At 43.5% G+C, this 23,989-nt stretch carries 21 protein-coding genes and 4 pseudogenes; 15 read left to right on the top strand and 10 right to left on the bottom strand.

Annotated features, from left to right (window positions below; all coding sequences use genetic code 11):
- The first annotated feature begins 104 nt into the window (after positions 1–104).
- Positions 105–749, top strand: coding sequence for a DUF3318 domain-containing protein (locus tag NJ959_RS06945; RefSeq protein ID WP_254011021.1), 645 nt, complete (start codon positions 105–107; stop codon positions 747–749).
- Positions 750–907: 158 nt separating this feature from the next.
- Here NJ959_RS06945 and NJ959_RS30615 read toward each other — a convergent pair.
- Positions 908–1,499, bottom strand: a pseudogene (locus NJ959_RS30615) (7-carboxy-7-deazaguanine synthase QueE); the annotation flags it as partial.
- A gap of 137 nt (positions 1,500–1,636) precedes the next feature.
- Between NJ959_RS30615 and NJ959_RS06930 the strand changes: the two are divergent.
- The 6 genes from NJ959_RS06930 to NJ959_RS06905 all read left to right on the top strand — a co-directional run bounded on the left by NJ959_RS06930 (position 1,637) and on the right by NJ959_RS06905 (position 6,982).
- Positions 1,637–2,701 (top strand): anti-sigma factor antagonist, encoded by a 1,065-nt coding sequence (locus NJ959_RS06930; RefSeq protein ID WP_373693620.1) that lies wholly within the window; start codon positions 1,637–1,639, stop codon positions 2,699–2,701.
- A 25-nt stretch (positions 2,702–2,726) separates the two neighbouring features.
- Positions 2,727–3,173, top strand: a complete 447-nt coding sequence (locus NJ959_RS06925) for an ATP-binding protein (protein WP_254011018.1) — start codon at positions 2,727–2,729, stop codon at positions 3,171–3,173.
- A gap of 154 nt (positions 3,174–3,327) precedes the next feature.
- Complete coding sequence (locus tag NJ959_RS06920) at positions 3,328–4,659, top strand: glycosyltransferase family 4 protein (RefSeq protein ID WP_254011024.1); 1,332 nt, start codon at positions 3,328–3,330, stop codon at positions 4,657–4,659.
- Between the two features lie 376 nt (positions 4,660–5,035).
- Positions 5,036–5,455 (top strand): ribosome silencing factor, encoded by a 420-nt coding sequence (gene rsfS, locus NJ959_RS06915; RefSeq protein WP_373693619.1) that lies wholly within the window; start codon positions 5,036–5,038, stop codon positions 5,453–5,455.
- Between the two features lie 8 nt (positions 5,456–5,463).
- Positions 5,464–5,964 carry a CGLD27 family protein gene (locus tag NJ959_RS06910; RefSeq protein WP_254011017.1) on the top strand — a complete coding sequence of 167 codons (501 nt, stop codon included), beginning with the start codon at positions 5,464–5,466 and terminating at the stop codon, positions 5,962–5,964.
- 64 nt (positions 5,965–6,028) lie between these two features.
- Complete coding sequence (locus tag NJ959_RS06905; RefSeq protein ID WP_254011016.1) at positions 6,029–6,982, top strand: asparaginase; 954 nt, start codon at positions 6,029–6,031, stop codon at positions 6,980–6,982.
- 140 nt (positions 6,983–7,122) lie between these two features.
- On the opposite strand, the gene NJ959_RS06900 is transcribed toward NJ959_RS06905, so the two are convergent.
- From NJ959_RS06900 to NJ959_RS06885, 4 genes are all read right to left on the bottom strand, one after another.
- Positions 7,123–7,281 (bottom strand): HNH endonuclease, encoded by a 159-nt coding sequence (locus NJ959_RS06900; protein ID WP_254011015.1) that lies wholly within the window; start codon positions 7,279–7,281, stop codon positions 7,123–7,125.
- Positions 7,278–7,517, bottom strand: coding sequence for a hypothetical protein (locus NJ959_RS06895; protein WP_254011014.1), 240 nt, complete (start codon positions 7,515–7,517; stop codon positions 7,278–7,280). Before NJ959_RS06895 ends, NJ959_RS06900 begins: the two co-directional genes overlap by 4 nt.
- Before the next feature lie 492 nt (positions 7,518–8,009).
- Positions 8,010–10,202, bottom strand: coding sequence for an O-linked N-acetylglucosamine transferase, SPINDLY family protein (locus NJ959_RS06890; RefSeq protein ID WP_254011013.1), 2,193 nt, complete (start codon positions 10,200–10,202; stop codon positions 8,010–8,012).
- A gap of 218 nt (positions 10,203–10,420) precedes the next feature.
- Positions 10,421–10,981: a type IV pilin-like G/H family protein gene (locus NJ959_RS06885; protein ID WP_254011012.1), complete on the bottom strand. Its 561-nt coding sequence runs from the start codon at positions 10,979–10,981 to the stop codon at positions 10,421–10,423.
- A gap of 772 nt (positions 10,982–11,753) precedes the next feature.
- Here NJ959_RS06885 and NJ959_RS06880 point away from each other — a divergent pair.
- Positions 11,754–12,653: pseudogene (locus tag NJ959_RS06880) on the top strand (Rpn family recombination-promoting nuclease/putative transposase); the annotation flags it as partial.
- Positions 12,645–12,884: a DUF4351 domain-containing protein gene (locus tag NJ959_RS30610; RefSeq protein ID WP_254011022.1), complete on the top strand. Its 240-nt coding sequence runs from the start codon at positions 12,645–12,647 to the stop codon at positions 12,882–12,884. The pseudogene NJ959_RS06880 and the gene NJ959_RS30610, both read left to right, overlap by 9 nt.
- Positions 12,885–13,020: 136 nt before the next feature.
- Here NJ959_RS30610 and NJ959_RS06870 read toward each other — a convergent pair.
- Positions 13,021–13,859 (bottom strand): annotated as a pseudogene (locus NJ959_RS06870) (class I SAM-dependent methyltransferase).
- Positions 13,860–14,025: 166 nt separating this feature from the next.
- On the opposite strand from NJ959_RS06870, the gene NJ959_RS30945 reads away from it, so the two are divergent.
- Positions 14,026–14,250, top strand: coding sequence for a hypothetical protein (locus NJ959_RS30945; protein ID WP_444881953.1), 225 nt, complete (start codon positions 14,026–14,028; stop codon positions 14,248–14,250).
- 61 nt (positions 14,251–14,311) lie between these two features.
- Here the strand turns inward: NJ959_RS30945 and NJ959_RS06860 are convergent, their stop codons facing one another.
- From NJ959_RS06860 to NJ959_RS06850, 3 genes are all read right to left on the bottom strand, one after another.
- The gene (locus NJ959_RS06860; RefSeq protein WP_254011010.1) at positions 14,312–14,581 is read right to left on the bottom strand and encodes an element excision factor XisI family protein; all 270 of its coding nucleotides are present in this window, start codon (positions 14,579–14,581) and stop codon (positions 14,312–14,314) included.
- Positions 14,582–14,653: 72 nt separating this feature from the next.
- Positions 14,654–15,394: a Uma2 family endonuclease gene (locus NJ959_RS06855; RefSeq protein ID WP_254011009.1), complete on the bottom strand. Its 741-nt coding sequence runs from the start codon at positions 15,392–15,394 to the stop codon at positions 14,654–14,656.
- Positions 15,395–15,475: 81 nt separating this feature from the next.
- Positions 15,476–16,195 (bottom strand): Uma2 family endonuclease, encoded by a 720-nt coding sequence (locus NJ959_RS06850; RefSeq protein WP_254011008.1) that lies wholly within the window; start codon positions 16,193–16,195, stop codon positions 15,476–15,478.
- 348 nt (positions 16,196–16,543) lie between these two features.
- Between NJ959_RS06850 and NJ959_RS06845 the strand changes: the two genes are divergently transcribed.
- The 5 genes and pseudogenes from NJ959_RS06845 to NJ959_RS06825 all read left to right on the top strand — a co-directional run bounded on the left by NJ959_RS06845 (position 16,544) and on the right by NJ959_RS06825 (position 20,695).
- Entirely contained in the window at positions 16,544–17,110 is a 567-nt protein-coding gene (locus NJ959_RS06845; RefSeq protein WP_254011007.1) for a Uma2 family endonuclease, read from the top strand.
- 307 nt (positions 17,111–17,417) lie between these two features.
- The gene (gene trxB, locus NJ959_RS06840; protein WP_254011006.1) at positions 17,418–18,803 is read left to right on the top strand and encodes a thioredoxin-disulfide reductase; all 1,386 of its coding nucleotides are present in this window, start codon (positions 17,418–17,420) and stop codon (positions 18,801–18,803) included.
- A gap of 538 nt (positions 18,804–19,341) precedes the next feature.
- The gene (locus NJ959_RS06835) at positions 19,342–19,686 is read left to right on the top strand and encodes a DUF433 domain-containing protein (protein WP_254011005.1); all 345 of its coding nucleotides are present in this window, start codon (positions 19,342–19,344) and stop codon (positions 19,684–19,686) included.
- Between the two features lie 3 nt (positions 19,687–19,689).
- A pseudogene (locus NJ959_RS06830) lies at positions 19,690–19,812 on the top strand (DUF5615 family PIN-like protein); the annotation flags it as partial.
- Complete coding sequence (locus NJ959_RS06825) at positions 19,808–20,695, top strand: ABC transporter permease (protein WP_254011004.1); 888 nt, start codon at positions 19,808–19,810, stop codon at positions 20,693–20,695. The pseudogene NJ959_RS06830 and the gene NJ959_RS06825, both read left to right, overlap by 5 nt.
- Here the strand turns inward: NJ959_RS06825 and NJ959_RS06820 are convergent.
- Positions 20,660–23,656: a GAF domain-containing protein gene (locus tag NJ959_RS06820; RefSeq protein ID WP_254011003.1), complete on the bottom strand. Its 2,997-nt coding sequence runs from the start codon at positions 23,654–23,656 to the stop codon at positions 20,660–20,662. The two genes, NJ959_RS06825 and NJ959_RS06820, sit on opposite strands and share 36 nt — an antisense overlap.
- Positions 23,657–23,989 lie beyond the last annotated feature (333 nt).

The following is a 23,989-nucleotide window of genomic DNA, read 5'->3' as shown; positions in this document are numbered from 1 at the left end:
TAATAGCTGCCCTAACCCCCAACCCTTCACCCCCTCACCCCTTAATATCGTTATACTCGCAAGTGATACCCTATTTATTATTTTGAGTTTTGTGGGAGAGAGCAATGACATCATTCGCAGCCGCTTCAGCAAAAGCCGAGATGAGCGAACTCCGCCGTCTCAAAAGCTTACTACCGCCCGAACTACAAAGCTGGGTTACAGTGGAAGGCACGACGGAAGTCAATCCTCCCCTGCTCCGTTGTGAGGAAATTGGTAGAGACGAAATTGAAATTCAAGTCGATCTGGTTAAATGGGAACAGCTTGCCCTGGATCAACGTAACCTGTTATTTTGGCACGAAGTTGCCCGTGTCCAAAATGACACTATCCCCAGAGAAGGTTGGGAAATGGCTGCCCTGGCGATTGGTTTGGGCGGTGCTGTCGGGGAACTCTGGGTACAAGATGGATTGCTACTAATATTGGCTTTAACTCTTTGTGGCGTTTCCGGCTGGAGACTCTATCAGAAAAATAATGGGGAAAAAAACCTCAAAGCTGCCATTGAAGCAGATGACAAAGCCCTCACCCTTGCCACTCGCTTTGGTTACACTCTCCCTAACGCCTACAAAAGTCTAGGGAGTGCCCTAAAAACATTGGTGGAAACGACTCCTAGTCGCCGTCAACGTCGCCTATATGAAGCACGTCTGTCAGCACTGAAAAAGAGCGCATCTCAAGCCAAATCCAAATCCAAATCGAAACGGGAGGAATCACTCTAGCGCAGCACGGCAAAAATAACTGAGCAGTTAAATTTTCCCCGCACCAAAGTTTTTAGTTTTAGACTAAAACTCCCCTGCTCCCTGCCCCCTGCCCCCTCTTTACTAGAGCTGACCAATCTTATGGGTTTGGGGTACGACGCGCACTGATTTGAGGCGGCGGCAGCCCATTCCAATTCAGTTGGGTTAGTAGTTATCGAAATAATTAATTTGACAAATACTTCTATTTGTGAATCGCAGCAAAGCTGGAGTAAATTACCGCGATCCTGCCAGGAATTTTCCCCACTCACGCTGGGGAGATTGATATCCATACCGACAGAATCTAAGTAGGCTAGAATCGTAGCGAGTTGTTCTGGTCGATGTCCGCCTGTCTCCAGGTAAAGATGCAAGCCAGTCAATTCCCGTAGCTGGGGTAAAAATTCTACCAAAAAAGGAGCCTGTAACAGGGGTTCGCCTCCTGTGAGACTGATGCTATCGTGTAACCCTGGTCGATTGAGTCGCTCAACCCATTCGAGAAGGAGGGGTAAGGATACTGGGTTAGTGCGATCTTCTTTCATCACGGCATCCCGGTGTCTCCTCGATGTGACACAGACTGGGAACTCCCCAAGTATGGGCACTATCGCAAAAATGACACCGTAAATCGCACAGGGCGAAGCGGATAAATAACTGGCGCGTCCCGACGTTTAGCCCCTCGCCTTGAATAACGGAGAAGATTTCGACTAGCCGTGCTGTGGGGTGAGTTTTTACAGACATTTTAAAACTTCACGATAACTTTAAATGAATTATTGGTTAAGTGAGAGATTGTAAGACAAAATATTGGTTGAGAGTCATACATTAACATTAGGTATCAGGTTTTGATGGTTAACTCAATGTCTAAAATGGTTAATTTAATGTCCAAAGTGGATTTTCAGGTCATGCCATTACAAGACACCCCTGTGGTGCAAATCCCCGTGCGTCTTAGTGTCCTTGAAGCAGTAGAGTTTAAAGAAACTTGTCAGGAGTTTCTCCAAAGTAATTCTCTGCCCAAACAAATTGTTTTCGATTTTAGCAATACAACTTTTATAGATAGCTGTGGGGTAGGAGCCTTAGTCAGCAATTACAAGAGCGCCAGGGAAGCCGGAGTTGAACTCGTTCTCAGGAGTGTAACAGATCCAGTAATGGCTGTATTGACAATGACTCAACTCGATCGAATTTTCAAGCTAGAGCCGATTGCTGAATCTATAACGGGACTACCGACATCTCAGTTCGATGTCAGCTCAGAATCCCAATTCTCTCCTACTCAACCAAAAACTACAGGCTATATCCGTTCCTTGAGGAGTCTTTTTAGTCGTACTCAAGTACCCATGACTCACCCGTCGGTGAGATCTTGGGTGAAGCGATCTCTGGACATTATTGGGGGAATAATCGGTTTGGGAATAACTGCGATCGCATTTATTCCCATCGCGATCTTAATCAAGCGTGACAACCCCGGACCGATATTTTTCAGCCAAACCCGTAAAGGTTTGATGGGAAAGGAGTTTACCATGTGGAAATTCCGCTCCATGTATGTGGGGAGTGGAACACGCAGCGGTGGGAAGATCAGAATTAAGGCAATCGGTAAGGACTCTTCTAAGGATTCCAGGGTGACACGAGTAGGTGGGTTTTTACGCCGCACCAGTCTGGATGAATTACCTCAGTTTTGGAATGTCCTCAAGGGAGACATGAGTCTGGTAGGTACTCGCCCCCCGACACCAGATGAAGTAGAACACTATGAAGTACCCGAATGGCAACGTTTAGATGTCAAACCGGGGATGACGGGTGAGTGGCAAGTTAATGGGCGTAGTGAAATCCAGGAGTTTGAAGACATCATTAAACTGGATTTACGCTATCAGGCAAACTGGAGTTTGGTCCACGATCTGAAACTAATTCTGAAAACAATATTAATGGTATTTACTAAACATAGTGGCGCAGGTTAACAAAATCTGGAACTGTTTTCGACTAATGGGCAATCCAAAACCTCTAAAACAATCTCATCTTCAGGTGACAACAGACTTAAATGCTGTCGCCGAAGTCTTGCAGTGGTTCGAGCAGTTCGTTTCACCGCAATTACCCGACGGATTTTGGGGGGGTTGTAAATTGGCGTTGGTGGAGGGATTCACAAATGTAGTTCGCCATGCTCATCGCCATTTACCTAAAACTACTCCAATAGAATTGGAGTTGAAGGTTTTTACACAGAGCATGGAGATACGGATTTGGGATCTAGGCGATCCCTTTGATTTGCTAGCCAAACTCAAATCCCTCTCTGAGGAAGAGAGCGATCCATTAGAAAAAGAAAATAACAGAGGGCTGATTTTTATGTACAAACTCACCGACGAGCTTTCTTACGAGCGTTTGTCCGATCATCGCAATTGTCTATTCATGCGGAAATCGATCCAAAGTAGTCGGTGAAAAGCACAGAAGAATAACTCCACCTGGAAGGTTTCTGTTTTCTAGGAAGACATCCCAATCCCCTGAGATCGGATTCTTGATTTTGTTCCTGATTTTGTCAAATCCCAACAGGTAGTTTATAAGGAACTATACACCAAACATGCAGCCTGAATTTATGCGAATTTTGATTTATTCCTACAACTATGCTCCAGAGCCAATTGGCATCGCTCCCCTGATGACTGAATTGGCGGAGGGATTGGTAGCAAGAGGGCATGAAGTTCGTGTTGTTACCGGAATGCCCAACTATCCTGAAAGGGAGATTTACGAGGGATACCGAGGTAAATGGTATTGCACAGAATTTATTAAAGGGGTTGTCATTCAACGGAGTTATGTCTGGATTCGTCCTAAACCTAATTTGATAGATAGACTTTTATTAGAAGCTAGCTTCGTGATTACTAGTTTCATTCATGCTCTTAAAGGCGATCGTCCCGATGTCATTCTCATGACTGCACCTCCCCTACCAGTAAGTCTTCCAGCCGCTTTTTTGGCATGGATACACTGCTGTCCAATAGTTTTAAATCTGCAAGACATTTTACCAGATGCAGCAATTCATGTTGGGTTTCTGGACAAAAAATCAAAGTTAGCGAAGATATTTAAACTACTAGAAAAGTTCGGCTACCGAAGTGCGACCAAAATTAGTGTTATTGCTGACGGTTTTGTTGAAAATTTGCGGAAGAAAGGAGTTCCTGAAGAGAAAATCGTCCAAATTCCTAACTGGGTTAATACTGAAATCATCAAGCCTTTGCCAAAAGAACCTAATAAATTCCGGGACGATCATGAATTAAACGGCAAGTTTGTGGTAATGTACTCCGGGAATATTGCTCTGACGCAGGGAATAGAAACCGTTATTCACGCCGCAGTTCGTCTGCGTCATCTCACAGATATTGCGATCGTGATAGTGGGAGAAAAGGCTGCTTTGGAAGACTTGCACCGGGAAGAAGAGCTGGCTTTGAAACACTTCAATTTCAAGGAAGTGACTGTGAAAGCTTTGGAACACTTGCATCTGGAAGAAGAAAAAGCCATGAAGCAATTGCAGATGTACAGAGATACCTGTAAAGCAACAAATATTCAACTGTTACCGTTTGAACCTCGCGAAAGACTGCCAGAAATGCTAGCAGCAGCAGATCTAGGGTTGGTATTACAAAGGGAAAACGTGATTAATTTCAATATGCCGTCTAAAATTCCAGTATTGATGGCAAGTGGTAGGGCAATCTTAGCCTCAGTTCCGTCTAATGGGACAGCAGCTAGTGCGATCCGAGAAAGTGGGGGTGGCATTGTGATCCCGCCAGAAGATCCGGGGGCTTTAACCGCAGCAATTGTGGAATTGTACATTGATTCTGACAAAGTTCAAAAACTCGGAGAGAAAGGCAGAAAGTATGCTGAGGAAAATTACACCTTCGAGAAATCCCTCGATCGATATGAAAAACTCTTTGCTTCCCTTCAGTAGCGTTGAGCTAAAATAGCGGTAGATTCCCAGGTGTTCATGGTTCTCTGGGTGTAATTAATAGGCACGATCGCTGACAGTATCGAACCCAGTTGGGGCAATACCCCAGAGTTAGCTGCTTGGCGGTAAGTTACCAAGCAAAACCTTGACAAGGCGGTTTGGCTAACATGTGACTATTGATGAAATTTGATTTAACTCAACAAATAGTAGTACAATTGTATAACTTCCTAGATTTAAAATTAGTAGATCGGGCGATCCCCGCCCTAATGCCAGCTTATTCGCCAAAGAGCAACAGACTCAAAATGGCACGGATATATGGATCGGAACGCTGTGTGGTGTTTCAGTTCAGAGTTATTCTTTAACAAACATCGGGAATTTGATGAAAGATCAATTGACAATGCAATCTACCTTATTGACCACTCCAAGCCAATACCAGAATACAAGCCAAGAACTGGCTATGACTATTGCCCAGTCAGCCGATGACCGCAAAGGTGACAATATTGTCATATTGCGGGTTGGCGAAGTTAGCTACTTAGCAGATTACTTCGTCATCGTGACTGGCTTTTCGCGGATACAAGTCCGAGCAATTCAAACCTGGATAGAACAAGAAGTTGAGAAATTTTGCCAACGATTACCAATCCGCACTTCCGGGAAAGCCGATAGTAGCTGGATTCTTCAAGATTACGGTGACGTAATGGTTCATATCATGTTGCCCCAAGAGCGGGAGTTATATAATCTCGAAGCCTTTTGGGGTCATGCTGAAAAGCTCGAATTTCACTCCCAACAGCCGCAATCATAAGGATAAGCATGAGGGAATCTTCTATTTCTAGCTGTCCAGTCCCACCAGAGCAGCAACCGATAAATGAATATCAGGAATTAACGGATTCTTGGTTTTTTGGTTTGGCAAAGCTCGATCTCAAAGGCTATATCATAAAACTAGCTTGGGTCTGGGGCTGGAGCTGGACGATCGCAGGCCCGGTAGCAGCAGCTTCTTTTGCACCGCCAAAGCACCTAGTCCACTTTATCCTGGCGGGAGGGGGTGGCGCAAGTCTCTTTGTAGCCTTGATAGTCGTGCGACTCTATTTAGGTTGGTCTTATGTACTAGCTCGCCTATTTCAGGAGACAATAGTCTACGAGGAGACGGGCTGGTATGATGGTCAAACCTGGATCAAGCCCTCAGAAGTTTTATCCCGCGATCGCCTAGTTGTCTCTTATCAAGTCCAGCCGATTTTACAACGTCTGAAGCAGACGTTCGCCATTCTTGTTCTGTTTGTAATTATTGGTAGCATAATTTGGAATTTTTTCTAACACTAAACAGAATGTTTCTGAACGTCGCCCCCCCTCTATTAGGAGTCTCCACGGAAATTAAAAAATGACAAGGGGAAAACGCAATCAAGCTCCAGCCATAGAAGTCCGTTTACTACGGGAAGGCATTGTCGAGTCAACCCACCGCGCCCAAGCCGTTCTCTGCGACGATAGGGGACGGATACTATCTATAGCAGGTAACTCGGAAACTTCTGCATTTATTCGTTCCGCCCTCAAACCCTTTCAAGCACTAGCGGTTAGCACAACGGGTATTCTGGAACGTTACGGACTCAATGACCGAGATTTAGCGATTATTTGTAGTTCTCATCAAGGCACTTTGGCACAAATCCGCCAGGTGTTTAAAATCCTTTGGCGCTGCGATGTCGATCCCTCTGTCCTCCAATGTCCAATACCAGCAGGTAAGCAAAGTTCTCTGGAATACAACTGTTCTGGTAAACATGCGGGGATGATCGCTGTTTGCCAGCAACGGCAGTGGCCTCTCAACACCTATTTACAGTACAACCATCCTGTCCAAAAGTTAATCTTGAGCCAAGTGGCAGAGTTGATGCGGATGCCACCCCAAGAGCTGATCGTAGCTCGCGATGACTGCGGCGCACCCACCTTTTTTATGCAGCTTGGTCAAATGGCTTCATTGTATGCCCAGCTTGGCTCTGGTGACAATTTTGCAATGGAACGAATTATCCGCGCTATGACTCATCACCCCAATCTAGTGGCAGGAGAAGGCGCTTTTGATACTGAACTCATGCGCCTAACTGATGGAGAATTAGTAAGTAAATCCGGTGCTGAAGGGATTCAATGTATCAGTCGGGTTGGGTTGGGATTGGGTATGGCAATCAAGGTGATGGATGGAGCCAAACGTGCTAAGTATGCTGTTGCCATTCAACTGCTCAAACAAATGGGCTGGATTAGTCCCTCGATTGCGGAAACATTGGGGGAAATGTTTATGAAAATTAGCGATATTAATCGTTTGGAGGTGATTGGCGAACTCTCGATGATGTGAGGGTTAGGACAAGGGGCTGCCATCCCCTTGTCTTAAGACGGCGGTTGAAGAAGGGTGTCGTTAGACAACCTGACAATCTTTGATGTTATCAAAATAAACAAATCAGTAGAAATCCCGATCGGGTGTTCTCAGAATTCTAGCTAACCCCAATAAATATCGTCTAGCCCGCCTAGGGATTGTGGTACTATATGATCTATGTCGAATTGAGCTGCACTTGCTTCTTCTGAAGCATGACAGTATTCACAGAGGTATTCTGCACGTTCTCTTACTAATTTCCGAGTTCTTTCACTAATACTCATGACTCGGCAATAATTCTAGCATTAAGCAAAGTGAAGATTCGATCTAATTCTAAGATTCCTGTCAATTCCGCTTCTTCAGCAACAGTCAGCAATCCAGCTTTGTTTTTCTCACATAGGTTTTCTAGCTGAGACTGGAGTTCATCGGTAAACTTAAATAGATAGAGATTTCTGACTTGACTAATTTTGATGCCTGAGTCAATCCAGCACGATGGTTGAACCATTGTTTTAGTAATCATAATAGTTTACTCATCTTTTCATGTGAACTTATATAAGTGTAGCCCATGCTATGTAACTATTATATTATAGCCAATTATTTGCTGTTTCATCTGCGATTAATTCAGAAGGAAAAAGCTCTCCTTTATATTTAGCTTTTTGGGCTGCTCATTTGTCATAAAGGTTAAGTAAAGTGGAAGCGTTAGTTCTGATGTAATCTATGTCAACACCTTCAGCATCCCAGCAGGCATCAAAGTCATGTCAAATTGATTATAATTGTCTGACAGTTGCTACTTTGCCTCTGTTTAAGTATAACTGCTTTATTACTCCAATTCAACCGAGCGCTTGCCCGATTGTCAGGAAGCTGCCAAACCCGCCGTGGAATCAATTCCACGGCTAATAGCTCAAGTCCATTTCAATGGACTAAAATTAATTATTCCAGTCAGTTTTAACTGACTTAAGCTATGAGACAGAGATTTTAATCTCTGTCGGGTTATCAGGAATGGAGCAACTTATCAGCCAGAGGTATCAACATACCTCTGCCACATCTGTTGATAAGCATTCTCCATCTCGCGAGTAAATTGCTTGGCATTCCACAGAGGAGAAGTATGTCGAGATTGCCGCAATTTCCAAACTACTTGCTGCCGCAAAGCTTCATCTTTTCCTAAGCGAATTCCCCACTCTACATATTCTTCATCTGTCCAAGCTATTCCTTCTGTTACACCAACATTCATCATCATAGTGTAGCTATTGCGGGCTGCAAATTGTTGTCCTACTCTTGTGACTATGGGAATACCCATCCAGAGGGTTTCCATAGTTGTGGTGGCTCCGTTGTAGGGGTAGGTGTCGAGTACGATATCGGCTATGGCGAGATTAGCGCGGTGAGTAGACTCTAAAGCAACCTGCGGTAAAAATCGCAGGCTATCACTATTCACCCCTTCTTCTTCGGCAATTTGGATAAAGAATTTTTCAATTGCTTCTTGATCTGCAGGTCCTTTAATCAAAAAGTAGCTATTCGGCACTTCCTTAATGATTTTCATTTGCAGTCGTACTGTATCAGGATGACGCTTGTATCCTATTTGAGTACTCATATAAACAACTGCATCACTGGGGATATCTAGTTGATCGCGTCGCAGTGTTGGCACCCCCAGCTCAAAACCATCTACGGCGATATAGGTGTATGGCAATCTCCATATTTTTTCAGTGTAATACTCCTGAGCAGAGTCTGGTAAAACATAAGGATCTGCTATAAAATAATCAATGGTAGGGATTCCCGAAGCATCCCAGCCTAACCAAGTGACTTGAACTGGCGCGGGTTTTAGTGCCACTATCTCACAGCTAACATCTAGAGTCAGGCTATCGAGATCAATTAAAATATCAATTTCATCTTTGTAAATTTGTTCGGCAATTTCATCGCCATAAATTCCTCCTTTATAAGCTCGATCGACTTGCTGTAAATACCAGTCTTGTAAAGGATCATTTCCTTCTTTATAGCTAATAAAATAAGCATGAATTTTAAATCGTTCGCGGTCGTGATACCTAAATACCCCACGCGCCAACCAGCCCACAGAATGACCGCAAAAACAATGAGACACGTATCCAATTTTCAAAGGTGTAGTTCGACCTGTGACTCCTATCTGACAATATCGCTCTACCTGATTCCTGGCATTATTTTGCACATTTACTTGGGCAAGCCGAGACACTTGATTGTGAATGTGCCTATTGTTTTTGGGATCATCCCGTAAGTACGGGAAAAAAATAGTAGAATTAAACAAGCGCTGGGCAATAGCTTGGTTTGACACCATCGCTTCTTCTTCGATCAGTGACAACAATAGAGATTCCTGCTGCTCTAAAACAACATAGACTTCCTCCCAATAGCCACCAGCACCCATCAAACCTCGCATTACCAGATAAATGGCATTAACTTTCTCTATCAATATTTCTGATATGGAATAGCACAACTTCGCAGTTTCTATTCCTTTAGAATAATTACCAGCATTTTGATAAAAAGCTGCCATATGGCGCAGTACTTCTGTCTTTTCTGTCTCTAGTGGTAAACATAGCTCAAGGAACCTTGCTGCTAATCCTGGACATTTCTTGGTGTAGGCAATTTTAATTGATGCTGGTAATAAGATTAGTATAAAACTTATCGGTTCCTGGACATGGGCTATACAGGCTTGAGCGAATTCCATAGCTGCGGGAGGCCAAGGCATTTCATCCAAGATCCTCTGCAATACCTGTAGGAGTAAATCAACATCAAGACTAACCAATTTCTCTGACTTTAGGAGTTCAATAATGCCTAGAGAAGTCAACTCCTCGCCGATAAAAGTATTGAGTTTAATAGCCAGATTAATCAGATGCAACAGGTTGTTAATATCTGTTGGGATAATTTCCCGCATATGCTGCCGAATTGCCCAAGCCACTGAGTCGTTTATCAGGGCTTCCTGTCTGGTTGCTTCTTGGTGCAGCATTTGCATTAGCTCCACTGTCCACACTTCCAACTGTTCTGGTGTACCCTCTGTCATTGCCAGTAGCCAGGTCATCTGAGCCTCTGTTTCTTGCCCCTGTAGGAGCAAGAGCAATCCCAAATGCCAGTAGTGGGATCTTACATCAGGTTCAGCTTCAATTGCCTGTTCGTAAAGGTTTACCGCCTTACTGTAGTCCCGCTCGATTAGATATTGATCCGCTTCCTGTTGCCAGTTAGTCATAGAAATTTGTTTCTTACAGTTAGCATCTGATATCTTTTTGATATCAGATCGTTGTAGTTCACTTGAGTAGGGGTCAAATTCGATAAAATGGTTGTATAAATATTTGTCTATGTTTTCACGAACTATGTTCATAAAACGAAGTGGGTAGAAGAATCTACCCACTTCCGCGCCATACCTAACCTGACTTGATTGAAACCACAATTACCGAGGTTTTTACCCTAGCCTCCACTTAAATCTTTCCAATTTGCTGTAGGACACACGGGTGGATTACTAGCTACCCCGGCACTGCCGTCTAGGCCGCCGGCACTCACTTTCGGTTTTAGAGCTTCACACAATTTCGCTAGGGTAGTTGCTTCTCCCGTTCCTGCTACCGTTCCTACCACTACCTGACCATAATAGCCTTTAAGAGGGGCATTTGCTACTACTGTATCGGCAAAGTTAATGACCCCACTACCAGTGAGGGCATCTTTAACACCAAACTTGTAGTTTTGGCTCTGTGTGGAAATGCCAAGACCCAGTTCACCGAAGTTACTTACATCGCTTGCGAACTTATTAGCTTCTAGGTAGTAGGCTTGTTGAGCCCGGTTCATCGAACCCGTAATAGTTTTAGCTTCCGACTGCTTCGCCTTATTCGCCTGATTCAAGAAGGACGGGAGCGCAATAGCGGAAAGAATACCGATAATAATAATAACAACGAGTAGTTCAATCAGCGTAAAACCTTGATCCTGTTTTTTCTGACTGAGGTGTTGCAGGAATTTGGCTTGTAGATCGAGTTTCATGGGGGTTTCTCCTAGAGGTGGGGGGGGGGATGGGTGATTTCTCAGCTCCTGGATATAACTTACCCAGTTGCGACCCGTATCATATCACCCTTGCTCAAAAATCTTGCGGATTGTCTGGCAGAGGAGTTGAAGGGATGGGGCTAAAGGCTTGTCTGGAGAGACTTTTGGGGAGATGGGGGATGGGGAGGTGGTGGTAGTCTCCATCCGTAGGGTGCGTTATGCTGCAAGCTAACGCACCATCAACACTTCGTAGGGTGCGTTAAGCTGCAAGCTAACGCACCATCAACACTCCGTAGCAAGCTAACGCACCATCAACACTCTCTTATAGATTAATTCGATTGAAATTGATAACTTCCAACAGTTGCGATAACCCGGCAGTGGTTCAAACCACTGCCTCATAGCTTAAGTCAGTTTTAACTGACTGGAATGATAATTGCAGTCCATTAAAATGGACTTGAGCTATGAGCCGTAGAATTATCCCTCTTCTGTTAGTCTCCGAAAAATGGGGGTCAAACCCTTATTCTTTCGTTAGGTGTCGTTGGCTGTAATGACGGAAATTCGTCAGAATTTTAGACTAGCAAATTCTGTGTAAAGGTTAAAGGCTTGTCTGGAGAGACTTTTGGGGTAGGGTAGCGAAGGGAGGTGGGGAGATAGGGAGGTGGGCAACCAAGAAAACTCTATCTGTAGTACAATTATTCTACTAGCAATACCTCTTAACACAGCCACGCCAAGAAAATATCGATAATGACAACAATAGGAGTCAAACCCAACGGTGAGTTACGATAACGTATGCAAATATCTAGCGGAACAATACCCAGCAGAATTTGCTAAATGGTTGCTGGCAATTGAATCAACAGATATCGAAGTCCTGAAAACAGAATTGACATTAGAGCCAATTCGTGCTGATTCCCTCAGTTTCCTCCGCACCGCCAATCAAATTTTACACCTAGAATTTCAAACTCTCCCTTATTCTGAGCCAGCCATTCCCTTCCGAATGCTCGACTACTCCGTCAGACTGAAACGGCAATACCGCTGCGCTGTCACCCAAGTAGTGATCTTTTTGCAGGAAACCACCAATCAAGTGGCATTTACCCAGGAATATCGAGACGATACCACAACTCACCACTATCGAGTACTCCGCCTGTGGGAACAAGACTCAACCCCTTTTCTTGCCAACCCAGCACTATTACCCCTAGCACCCTTAACCCAAAGTGACTCCCCTCAAACCTTGCTAGCACAAGTAGCCGAAGAAGTCGCTAGAATTGCTAACAGAGAGGAACGACAAAATATTGCCAGTTGCACTCAAATTTTCGCGGGATTGCGATTTGAAAAGAATATCATTAGCCAACTATTTCGGGAGGAAATTATGCGCGGATCAGTAATTTATCAAGATATCTTGCAACAAGGATTGCAACAAGGATTGCAACAAGGATTACAACAAGGATTGCAACAAGGATTGCAACAAGGATTACAACAGGGATTACAACAAGGATTACAACAGGGAGAGGCGACTGTAATTTTACGTCAGCTAACCCGACGACTGGGTGCAATTAACCCAGTGCAGCAAGCACAGATTCGCGGATTATCAAATCTCGCCTTAGAAGAATTAGGAGAAATACTATTAGATTTTTCTGAACCTGCCCAGTTAGTTGCTTGGCTGGATGTGCAACAGAGACGTGAAGGGCAGATAACTCTAATTATACACCAGCTAACCAGACGGTTAGGAGAGATAAATTTATCACTAATTCAGCAGATTCAGCAGTTATCCATTGAAGAGTTAACAATGTTAGGAGAAGCGTTATTAGATTTTTCTGGATTAACAGATTTAGTCACTTGGTTAGCGGAACCGTTAAAAACTGAGGAAGACGATGCTCCCATGAGATCCCCGACTTCGGGTGATTAAAAGATGAAGGAAAATTTCCCAAGATTAATTGTCACCAAATTGTCCGCAATTGCGAACAAAATCCAATGTAGAACAAGCATCTTGCCTGTGATGAAACAAACAGGCAAGATGCCTGTTCTACATCCTAACAGCTAGATTAACGCTCCAACATCACGTATAGAAACACTTCTAATTTACTCAATAGTTGCTTCACTTCCGCGAAAGCCTTCTCCTCACTCACAGGTTCTAAATTTACTGGATGGAAAGGGCGAATCTTCAGCCAACGTTTTACCAAAGACATTACAGACTGTGTTTCTTCCCACAAGGGTAATAAGCAAGCTGCTACTGTACTATCTATCTCAACCGGAGCCAAAACTGGTAAGGTAACATAACTACTAATTACAAAAGGCTTCTGTTCAGTAATCGATTTAATCAGATCTGATTTTACTCTCGCTATTTTCAACTGAGGATGAAGATAAACCTTAGCACTTTCCCAATCAGATTGCTCCCATCGCTCGATTGGTACAAAAGAATTGTTTGGCTGAGGATGGGCGCACCAAAAATCTAACAACCGATGAACCGGGTGTAGTAGTTCATATTATCATTATTAATATAATCAAACTCTTGCCCTAAGCTAGGCAAATCGTAAATTGATATGGCGTGAAACTCGACATTATCAAATCCATGAAACTTTAATCGTTGTTGTGCTAGCTTGACTGATTCTTCTGAAATATCAATCCCAACAATTTTCGCGCCCGGATTAGCCTCTGCTAAAATTAAAGACTTCCAACCACTACCACAGCCTGCATCTAAGATAACTTTCCCTTCAGTATCGATAACCTTTTGATATCTTAAATAGTAAGACGTTACCAGATTATGAATATAGAGACTATTAAAGTCATCTTTCGGAGACTGCTCTAGTGGGGTTCTCGGATAAGGCGAAGTCTCGTATTGCTGACGAATCTTTTCAAGTAACTCAGATGCTTGGTTATCCATGTTTCAGGTCTCCACTTCCAGGATATTAGCAGATAGGTGAACTTGAGCGATCTTAACACCGATCGCGGTATTCGACGCGGCTAGGGCTGGAGCCACACTACGGCGCGTAAGCGTTGCTTGGCGTTAGCCTAGCGCTGCTGCTCTTGAGATCGCGGTTAATGCTAGTTTGAGCCGCGCGAGCTATGCCACTGGGGTATTAATTGCGATCGCCATGCCACCGGGGTACGATCTGCGATCGCGACATAAAAAGAAATACTATAATATTAAAATAGACTTAGCGGTTTTCAGATATGGCTCGCGATTTATTCCACAACATCGTCAGGTCAGGATTAGAGAAAGATGGGTGGACAATTACAGACGATCCTTTAAATATCAGTTCTGGTTGAGTTGATATGGAGATTGCGGGATGGATAAACTAGATAAATATCGGGAAAATATTCAGAGAGTATTAGCTAAATACGCTCAATATGGATAATACAGCTATGTACCCAATTATCCCGGTCCCAGCCTACATGTACGAGCTGATAATGATCGCGCTTTGGATCTAAAATTGTCTGGACTTCAATATCTCCATTAGACAGCTTGCGCTTGCCATACTCCAATAACATTTCTTCTACAATTTGCCGATACCGTGCTAATTTATCCATTTTGCGATCGTCTCCCGCTCCACATCGTAAATAATCATTTTGAGTTGATTCTCTGCCATTTATCTCCCTAGCCAATTCTCTTCTTTTCTTCCTACTCCAATACTAAACTATCCCAGAGTATTTTGCTTGCTATATCTGTAAAAATATTTATCCCACAGAATCCGGATCGATCCCCATTTTCCTAAGTTTTGCTGCTAATTTTTGAGCTAATTCTCTCTGTTGCTGGGCAATAACTTCAGCATCCTGGGCACGTTGTCTCTGTTGCTGGGCAATTTCTCTTTCAATTTGAATCGCTTCTTCCGGAGTAGGAAATCTCTTACCATCCTCATCAAACCAAGACAACCACTGCCGCTGAATCCCTTGATAAATTCCCCGATATGAACCTATTCCTAAACCTACTTCTGGCAACCATACCGGATTTCCCGATTGTAACTGATATACTCCCTGAACTAATTTATATAATTCCAGAGAAGATTTTCTCTTGCGCAAAGGATTATATACGGCATAGTATAAAACCCCCATATCTTGATAAGATTGTTTCTTAAAACTATATTCTCCTCGCCGTCTATGAGACACTACCTCTAAGACAAAAATTGGCATCTTCTCCTCTTCCCACACCACATAAGACAACCGCAAATCTTCATCAATAACCCTGTGGACTCCCAAACTTAAAAATCCATCCGGTACAATGGCATCAGCATCGGGATGATAGTAAATCCCCATATCTACACCAAAATACCAATCCCAACGCTCTGCCCATAATAAAGCGAGACTCGCCTTAAGCAAAGTAGGAATTAAATCTTGCAATTCGTTATCCACAGGGGTATCATCTGAATCGGGTAAATCTTCTGCAGAGGGTAAGCAGTCTAATGGGTTGTAGTTGAACATGAGCAGCTTTCCCAGTTAGTGGCAATTTTATTTTATCCCATGAGATCCGCGACTGACATCCTTGTTCAAAGGGTGGAGAAGTCAACCCACAGAATCTGGCTCGATCCCCATTTTCCTAAGTTGCGCGGCTAATTTTTGAGCTAATTCTCTCTGTTGCTGGGCCATAACTTCAGCATCCTGGGCGCGTTGTCTTTCAATTTGAATCGCTTCTTCCGGAGTAGGAAACCTATTACCATCCTCATCAAACCAAGACAACCACTGCCGCTGAATTCCTTGATAAATTCCCCGATATGAACCTATTCCTAAACCTACTTCTGGCAACCATACCGGATTTCCCGATTGTAACTGATATACTCCCTGAACTAATTTATATAATTCCAGAGAAGATTTTCTCTTGCGCAAAGGATTATATACGGCATAGTATAAAACCCCCATATCTTGATAAGATTGTTTCTTAAAACTATATTCTCCTCGCCGTCTATGAGACACTACCTCTAAGACAAAAATTGGCATCTTCTCCTCTTCCCACACCACATAAGACAACCGCAAATCTTCATCAATAACCCTGTGGACTCCCAAACTTAAAAATCCATCCGGTACAATGGCATCAGCATCGGGATGATAGTAAATCCCCATATCTACACCAAAATACCAATCCCAACGCTCTGCCCATAATAAAGCGAGACTCGCCTTAAGCAAAGTAGGAATTAAATCTTGCAATTCGTTATCCACAGGGGTATCATCTGAATCGGGTAAATCTTCTGCAGAGGGTAAGCAGTCTAATGGGTTGTAGTTGAACATGAGCAGCTTTCCCAGTTAGTGGCAATTTTATTTTATCCCAGACGAGGGCGGCTGTTAGTTAATGAGGCAAACTTAACACTTTGTTATCATCAAGAGCTGCGAGCTGCTCAGTATTAATAACCTTCTTAACACCAATCGCGTTACTAGACGCGGGCAGGGCTAGAGCCACACGAGGAACTTGCGATCGCGTAAGGGTTGCTTGGCGTTAGCCTAACGCGCTCCTGGGGCTGTATTAACTGCGATCGCCATGCCACCGGGGAATTAATTGCTCCTGCAACGCCAGCTTTCGGCATCGCCACGGAAAAAGCAATACTATAATATTAAAATAGACTCCGATCTAAAAAGGCCATGACTACAGTAGTTTTAAACTTAGAAACAGTCAGCCTAACTGACGAACAATTTTACCGCCTCTGTCATGTCAATGACAATTGGCAACTTGAACGTACCGCAACAGGAGAACTAATTATTATGTCACCAGTAGGTGGAATCGGCGGTAATCGAGAAGCCGATTTAATTACTAACGTGAGTGTATGGAATCGCCAAACTCAACTGGGAAGAGTTTTTAGTTCCTCAACCATCTTTCGCTTACCCAATGGCGGAGATCGCTCTCCCGATGTCGCTTGGGTTAGATTGGATAGATGGTCAGCTTTAAGTGAAGAAGAAAGGGAAAAATTCCCCCCTATTTGTCCAGATTTCGTCATTGAATTACGTTCTCGTACCGATCAACTTAAACCGCTGCAAGACAAAATGCAGGAATATCTCAATAGCGGTTTGCGTTTAGGTTGGCTAATTAATCCTCAAAATCAACAAGTAGAAATTTATCGCCCCAATCGGGAAGTAGAAATTTTGCCATTTCCTGTCAGGTTATCAGGGGAAGAAGTTTTACCAGGATTTGGATTAGATTTACCTTTATAAATAAATCTATTTACTCACCATCAAACCTTCTATCCCACAGAATCTGGCTCGATCCCCATCTTCCTAAGTTGCGCAGCTAATTTTTGAGCTAATTGTCTCTCTTGCTGGGCAATTTGTTCAGCTTCCTCTGCCCGTTGTCTCTGTGGCTGGGCAATTTTATTTTATCCCAGACGAGGGCGGCTGTTAGCTTTAGTGCGATCGCTATCTGCCCAGATCCCCTCATTACATCCGCTGAAGAAGTCGGGTATCTATCGAAAAAACCGCTATAATAAAAATTAAACGTACTCGTTATGAGTTTATATAGATCGTGTCTAACCCAACCATCGAAAACCTAGTCATCATCGGCAGTGGTCCCGCTGGCTACACTGCCGCTATCTACGCCGCACGCGCTAACCTCAAACCTTTGATGTTTGAAGGCTTCCAAGCCGGGGGACTCCCTGGGGGACAGCTTATGACTACCACAGAAGTGGAAAACTTCCCCGGTTTCCCGGAAGGCATTACCGGACCAAAATTGATGGAAAGGATGAAAGGGCAAGCGGAGCGCTGGGGCACGGAATGCTATACAGAAGATGTCACTTTTGTGGATTTGAGTCAGCGTCCCTTTATTGTCCGCTCTGAGGAACGGGAAGTCAAAGCACACAGTATTATTATTGCCACAGGTGCGACTGCTAAAAGGTTAAGACTTCCTAGTGAAGAGCAATATTGGAGTAATGGTATTTCTGCTTGTGCAATCTGCGATGGTGCGACTCCGATGTTTATTGGAGAGGAATTAGCCGTTGTTGGTGGTGGAGATTCTGCCGCAGAAGAAGCAGTTTACTTAACAAAATATGGTTCCCACGTCCATCTTTTAGTTCGTAGCGAACAAATGAGGGCTTCTAAAACTATGCAAGATCGGGTTTTAAATAATCCTAAAATTACCGTACATTGGAATAGCGAACCCGTCGATGTATTTGGTGAAAATAATTGGATGACAGGAGTAAAAGTTCGAGATACTCGCAGTGGAGAAGAACGGGATTTAGAAGCAAAAGGCATGTTTTACGCCATCGGGCACACTCCGAATACTTCCTTGTTTAAAGGACAATTAGAATTAGATAGTGTTGGTTACATTATTACTAAGCCAGATTCAGTAGCAACTAGTGTAGAAGGTGTCTATGCTGCTGGCGATGTCCAGGACCATGAATATCGTCAAGCTATCACCGCTGCTGGTACTGGTTGTATGGCAGCACTATTAGCAGAAAGGTGGCTTTCTGGTAGTAATTTGATTCAGGAATATCATCAAAAATCTGGATCGGAACAGGCAGTTACTCAAACAACTGAAACAAAAACAGCCACTCCAGATACAGTCACCACATTTAATATTCAATCCACTCGCCATATCGGTGGCTACGCTTTGCGAAAACTGTTCCACGAAAGCGATCGCCTAATTATGGTAAAGTATGTTGCACCTGGTTGCGGTCCTTGCCATACTCTCAAACCAATTCTTGATAAAATAGTGGATGAATATGATGGCAAAATTCACTTTATCGAGATTGATATTGATGCGGAACCAGATATTGCCGCAAATGCTCAAGTTACGGGAACACCTACGGTGCAATTTTTTAAGGATCGAGAATTATTGACTCAAATGAAAGGTATTAAACAGAAGAGCGAATTTCGCAAGGCGATTGAAAGTTATTTGCCTGCAACTGTTTAATATCATGTTCGGTAGTACCCGAATACCTGAGTTCGACTTAAGAAAATAAGCTGAAAACAAGTAAACAATAGATTTACAGCCATTTTTGAGTGACTAGGCCTTGTTATAGCACTCGCCAAGGCGCTTAGGACAATTGGCTCTCAGCCCCTTGTTAAAATTTACTAGCTGAGAATGTCCTAACCGCTGTGGCGGTTGCTATACTTGCCAGTCAACCCAGCTCAGAAGCAATCCTCGCCATCACCCTTTTGATTGGAGATTACCAACTGATATCATTTCCGTTTGCATCGGAATTATTCAACCTCTGACAGAAAAACCTCTGCGTACCTCTGCGTTTACCTCTGCGCTCTCTGCGTTAAAAAAAGATATTATACCAATGCCAACGGATTTGATATGACGGAAAGACGAGCAGCAAAGCAAATGCCTCTTGGGTTTCGCGAAACCCAACCTACTCGATCGCAAATCAGTGTAGGATACGGAGTAAGCCAATTCCCGCTAAAATTTGAGAGAGAAACTGTTTGAAGGTAGGGCAACCATAACCATGACGCTCAAAGAGTTAGAAACCCAACTCCTGGCTTTAGCCCCAGCAGACAAAGCAGAAGTAATCCAACTGTTAACCCAGACGTTAACAAATGGTTCCCAACCCATCAAAAAAACGCCCGGTGTTTGCGGTGGTGATGCTTGTCTAGGTAATACGCGGATTCCTGTTTGGTCACTTGTCCAAGATCGACGTTTGGGAATGAATGATGCTCTTATTTTAGAAGCATTTCCGGGACTGACTGCTGTTGATTTGGTAAATGCTTGGGCTTATGCAGAAGCTTTTCGAGATGAAATCGAACTCGCCATTCAAGAAAATGATGCGGCGATGCTAGAAAAGGTAGGTTAAATCTTGGCACGTCTCTACACTGATGAAAATTTTCCCCTCCCGGTTGTACAATTCCTACGGGCTTTAGGTCACGATGTTTTAACCGCCGGGGAAGCTGGGAAGGCAAATTTACAGATTCCTTATGAACTCTATCAAATCCCCACTCCCCCGTTTTTTAAGATTTGCCCAAAACCCCAGCCTCTCAACGATCTTAATGGCGATTGGGATAATTATTACCCTTAGTTTCATCTTCATCGCCATTTTTGCACCCGTCTTTCAGTCATGGGGATGGTTACAAGATCCTACTGCATCTTTAATTAACCCCATTCATGAACCCCCTGGAGGCAAATATTTGTTTGGCACAAATCGCCAAGGTTATGATGTCTTTTCACGGACAATATTTGGCTCTCAAGCAGCCTTAAAGGTAGTCATTCTCGCCACAACTCTAAGTTTAATTATCGGGGTTCCCCTCGGTTTAGTGAGCGGTTATTTGGGGGGTAAGTTAGATCGGGTATTATTATTTTTTATGGATACGATCTATACTTTACCAGGATTATTACTATCAGTCACGCTAGCCTTTGTGGTAGGTAGAGGAGTTTTAAATGCTGCGATCGCACTTAGTATTTCTTATATTCCCCAATACTATCGTGTCGTGCGCAATCATACCTCTAGTGTGAAAACTGAACTATTTATCGAAGCCGCACAAGCTTTAGGCGCTTCTCCCCGTCGCATCCTTTCTCGATATCTATTTCTCAATGTAATTCAAAGCGTACCCGTGCTATTCACTCTTAATTGTGCTGACGCTATTTTAGTTTTAGGTGGATTGGGATTTTTAGGCTTAGGATTACCAGAAGAAATACCAGAATGGGGACATGATTTGCGTCAGGCACTTGATGCGCTACCAACTGGAATTTGGTGGACAGCACTTTTCCCCGGTTTAGCTATGACACTGATGGTAGTGGGATTGTCTTTACTGGGAGAAGGGTTGAGTGAGTTAATCGATCCTCGGTGGCGGGAAAATCGGGATTGAAATCCAAAATTCAGTTCCCTTTCCTGGTTCCGAGATACACTGAAGTACACCACCATGTTTTTCTACAATAATTTGGTGGCTAATTGACAATCCCAAACCCGTTCCCTTTCCTAAAGGTTTGGTTGTGAAGAATGGATCGAATAGACGATTGAGAACATTTTTCGGGATTCCTAGTCCATTATCGCGAATCCGAATAACAACTTGATTATTTTTTAATACTTCTGTTCTAATCCAGATTTTCTGAGCAAAAAAAGAGGGGTGACTTGAGATGTTAGATTTTTCTTCCCCTCTTACCTCTTGCCCCTCACCTCTTGCCTCTTCTAAAGCATCGATCGCATTACTAATAATATTCATAAAAACCTGATTTAGCTGACCAATATAGCAGTCTACAAGTGGCAGATTTCCATATTCTTTGATGGGGGTGATACCAGGATAATTGCCGTAGGGTTTCATCCGATTGCGCAGGATTAGTAAGGTACTATCAATTCCTTCATGGATGTTAGCAGGCTTCATTTCATCTTGATCTACCCGCGAGAAGTTGCGCAAAGAAACGACAATCTCATTAATCCTGTCAGATCCCATCTGCATAGAAGACATCATTTTAGGCAAGTCTTCTGTGAGGAAATCTAACTCAATTTCTTCAATGCAGCCTTGAATTTCCCTGACGGGATTGGGGTAGTGCTGTTGATAGCAATTAATTAGATTTAGCAGATCTCGAATGTAGTTCGTAGCATGGAGTAAATTACCTGTGATAAAATTAACTGGATTGTTGATTTCATGGGCAATCCCGGCCACCATTTGACCGATCGTAGACATTTTGTCTGTCTGAATTAATAGTGCTTCAGTCTGTCTGAGATCTCGTAACGCTGTTTCCAATTGACGCGCTTGTGTTTGGGCTGCTAGGGCTGATGCGCGTGTTTTGGCGAATAATTCTGCGTGTTCGATTGCGATCGCAAGTTGATCCACTACACCTTGCAATAGTTCGACTTCGGGATCGCTCCACAGGCGATAATTATGAGAGTTACTGCAAATAATGGCTCCCAATTGACCAGTTTGAGTTTTGAGGGGGAGAATTAGTCCAGATTTCATCCCCCAATCTGTCAGTAGGGATCGCAGCTCTGGCTCTAAATCCGCTCCTTCCCTGATATCTTCAATCCGCAGCGGCTGCAAATTACCAATAATTTTCACTAGCGGATTAAACTGAGGGAGCGGACATTCGCCTAACAGAGTTTGACTTTTGGGGTTACGTGCTTCGTGAGTCACGCACATGCTCTGCCAGTTGGCATCGGGAAAGTACCATAAAAAGCTGCAATTGTCAACCCTAAGCAAGCTGCGAATTTCTTTGACTGCTGTCCCCAATATGGTATCTAGTTCTAGGGAGTTGCGAATTTGACTGGCTAACTGAAATAGCAAAGCTTCTCGACGGCTGCGTAATTCTTCTCTTGCCCAAACCCGATCGATTGCCAGTGCCATTGTGTTGGCTACCCAGCCCAAAACCCCATTAACTACTTGGGAGAAAGGTTGATGAGAGTGGAGTGCCATCACACCGACAACTCTGGCATCGACAATCAGGGGGTAGCCACTTAAGAATGTTGATGGAATCTTGTCATTGCCGGGAGTGGAAAGGGAGGTATTAATTGATTGTCTGGTTTGGGCAATAGCGCCGATTATACCCTGATTTGGGGCGACGTGACGGGGAAAGAGTTCGGCGGGAAGAAGTTGTCCAGTTGAGCCTTGCAATTCTAAGGATGAAAGTGTTGACAAATTCCCCACTGTTCTTTCCACAGTCCAAATTCCAGCACCGATAGCATGTAAATGTCGGATAATTGCCTCGGTACATTCGGTAAGGCTTTCTGATAGTGTACCGTTTTGAGATACTAGGGCTGCACCAATATCAGCTTCCAGGGTAGAAACTCGCGATCGCTCTAGCAGGGAAGCTTTTCTTAGTTTAGTCTTGGTGATGTCACGCGCGATCGCGTAGACCATATCTTCCTCCTCTAATAGCGGGAAGGCATTCCATGACAACCACTTATAGGAACCATCTTTGCCGCGATAACGGTTTTCAAAGCAGATAGCTGAGGTTTTGTGAGTAAGCTTCTCTAATTCTGCTATGGTTATGGTGCGATCTTCCGGATGTACAAAATCTAAAAAAGCCCGATCCAGTAGTTCTTCTATACTGTAAGCAAGAGTTTTTTCAAAGCTTGAATTCACTTGCTTTAAGTAACCATCTACACTAATAACACAAATCAAATCTCCTGATAGTTCCCCTGAGCTATTTCCACCGGATTGCGATCTATATCGATCTAGTGCTATCTTCAGCTCTTCTAGTTCTTGATGGGATGCTTGGCAAGATGCCTCCAGCTCTTGGTACTGAGTCGCAATTCCAGCGTAGTTAGCTACCTTGGTGTAGAGTGCGAGTTGTGTACTTGCTTGTCTGCTTAATCCCTTTAATGCTTCTTTTTGTTGTACATTTAACTCTCTAGGTCCCCAATCAATCGCCAATATAACACCGGAAATTATTCCTTGATGGTTGACTAAGGGAAAAGCAGTGTAAAACCGAATCTGAGGAGAGGTTGATATCAGTTTGTAACTGACAAAATATTGGTCACTTACACCTTTATTATTTAAACTTTGGTCACTTACACCTTTATTATTTAAACTTTGATTGATTAAAGTGTCTTCAACGATTAATAGAGGCTCATCATGGTTTTCTAAGTCCTTTATTGTTTGAGTACAGAATGGCAAGTAAGATTCAACTGCTGCGGATTCCAAACCTACTTGGCTAGAAATCCGCACACCACTAGCATCAAGCAAGCAAAGTAACGCTACTGGTGTCTGAGCCACAGCAGCAGCTAGGCGAGTCAAATCATCACAAGCTATGTCAGCCGTTAGGTTAATCTGGTGATGTCGATACCTATCCTTCAATCGGACTGCTCCGTTCTCAAATACAACTGTCTTCATCTGTTGCGAGCGGTGGGTTGTTTACTACTAGTTATAGCCCCTCAGTAGGACAAAGCCGTCAAATCAAGTCAATGAACGTCATGATAATGCTCTGTAAATCGTATCAATCCAGTTGGATTCGCTGATGAAGTTTTCTCCGCTAGTCACCCAGGCTGATTCAGGGGCGTAGCTCGGTCTAGAACCTTATCTTCTCTTAGTTCCCAGAAAACCTCCCCTGATATCAAAGATATGTTAAGTTTTACTATCTTAACCAAGATTTTACAATAAAGTTAATTATCTTAAGCAAAATAAATATTTTGTAATATAGACTGCATATCTTGCTCACATGGGGAA

Origin of the sequence: Limnofasciculus baicalensis BBK-W-15, from assembly GCF_024178385.1 — a bacterium.
In the GTDB taxonomy this organism is placed as follows: domain Bacteria; phylum Cyanobacteriota; class Cyanobacteriia; order Cyanobacteriales; family Coleofasciculaceae; genus Limnofasciculus; species Limnofasciculus baicalensis.
The sequence above is the reverse complement of the archived record's forward strand: the minus strand, read 5'-3'. Positions and strand labels throughout refer to the sequence as shown.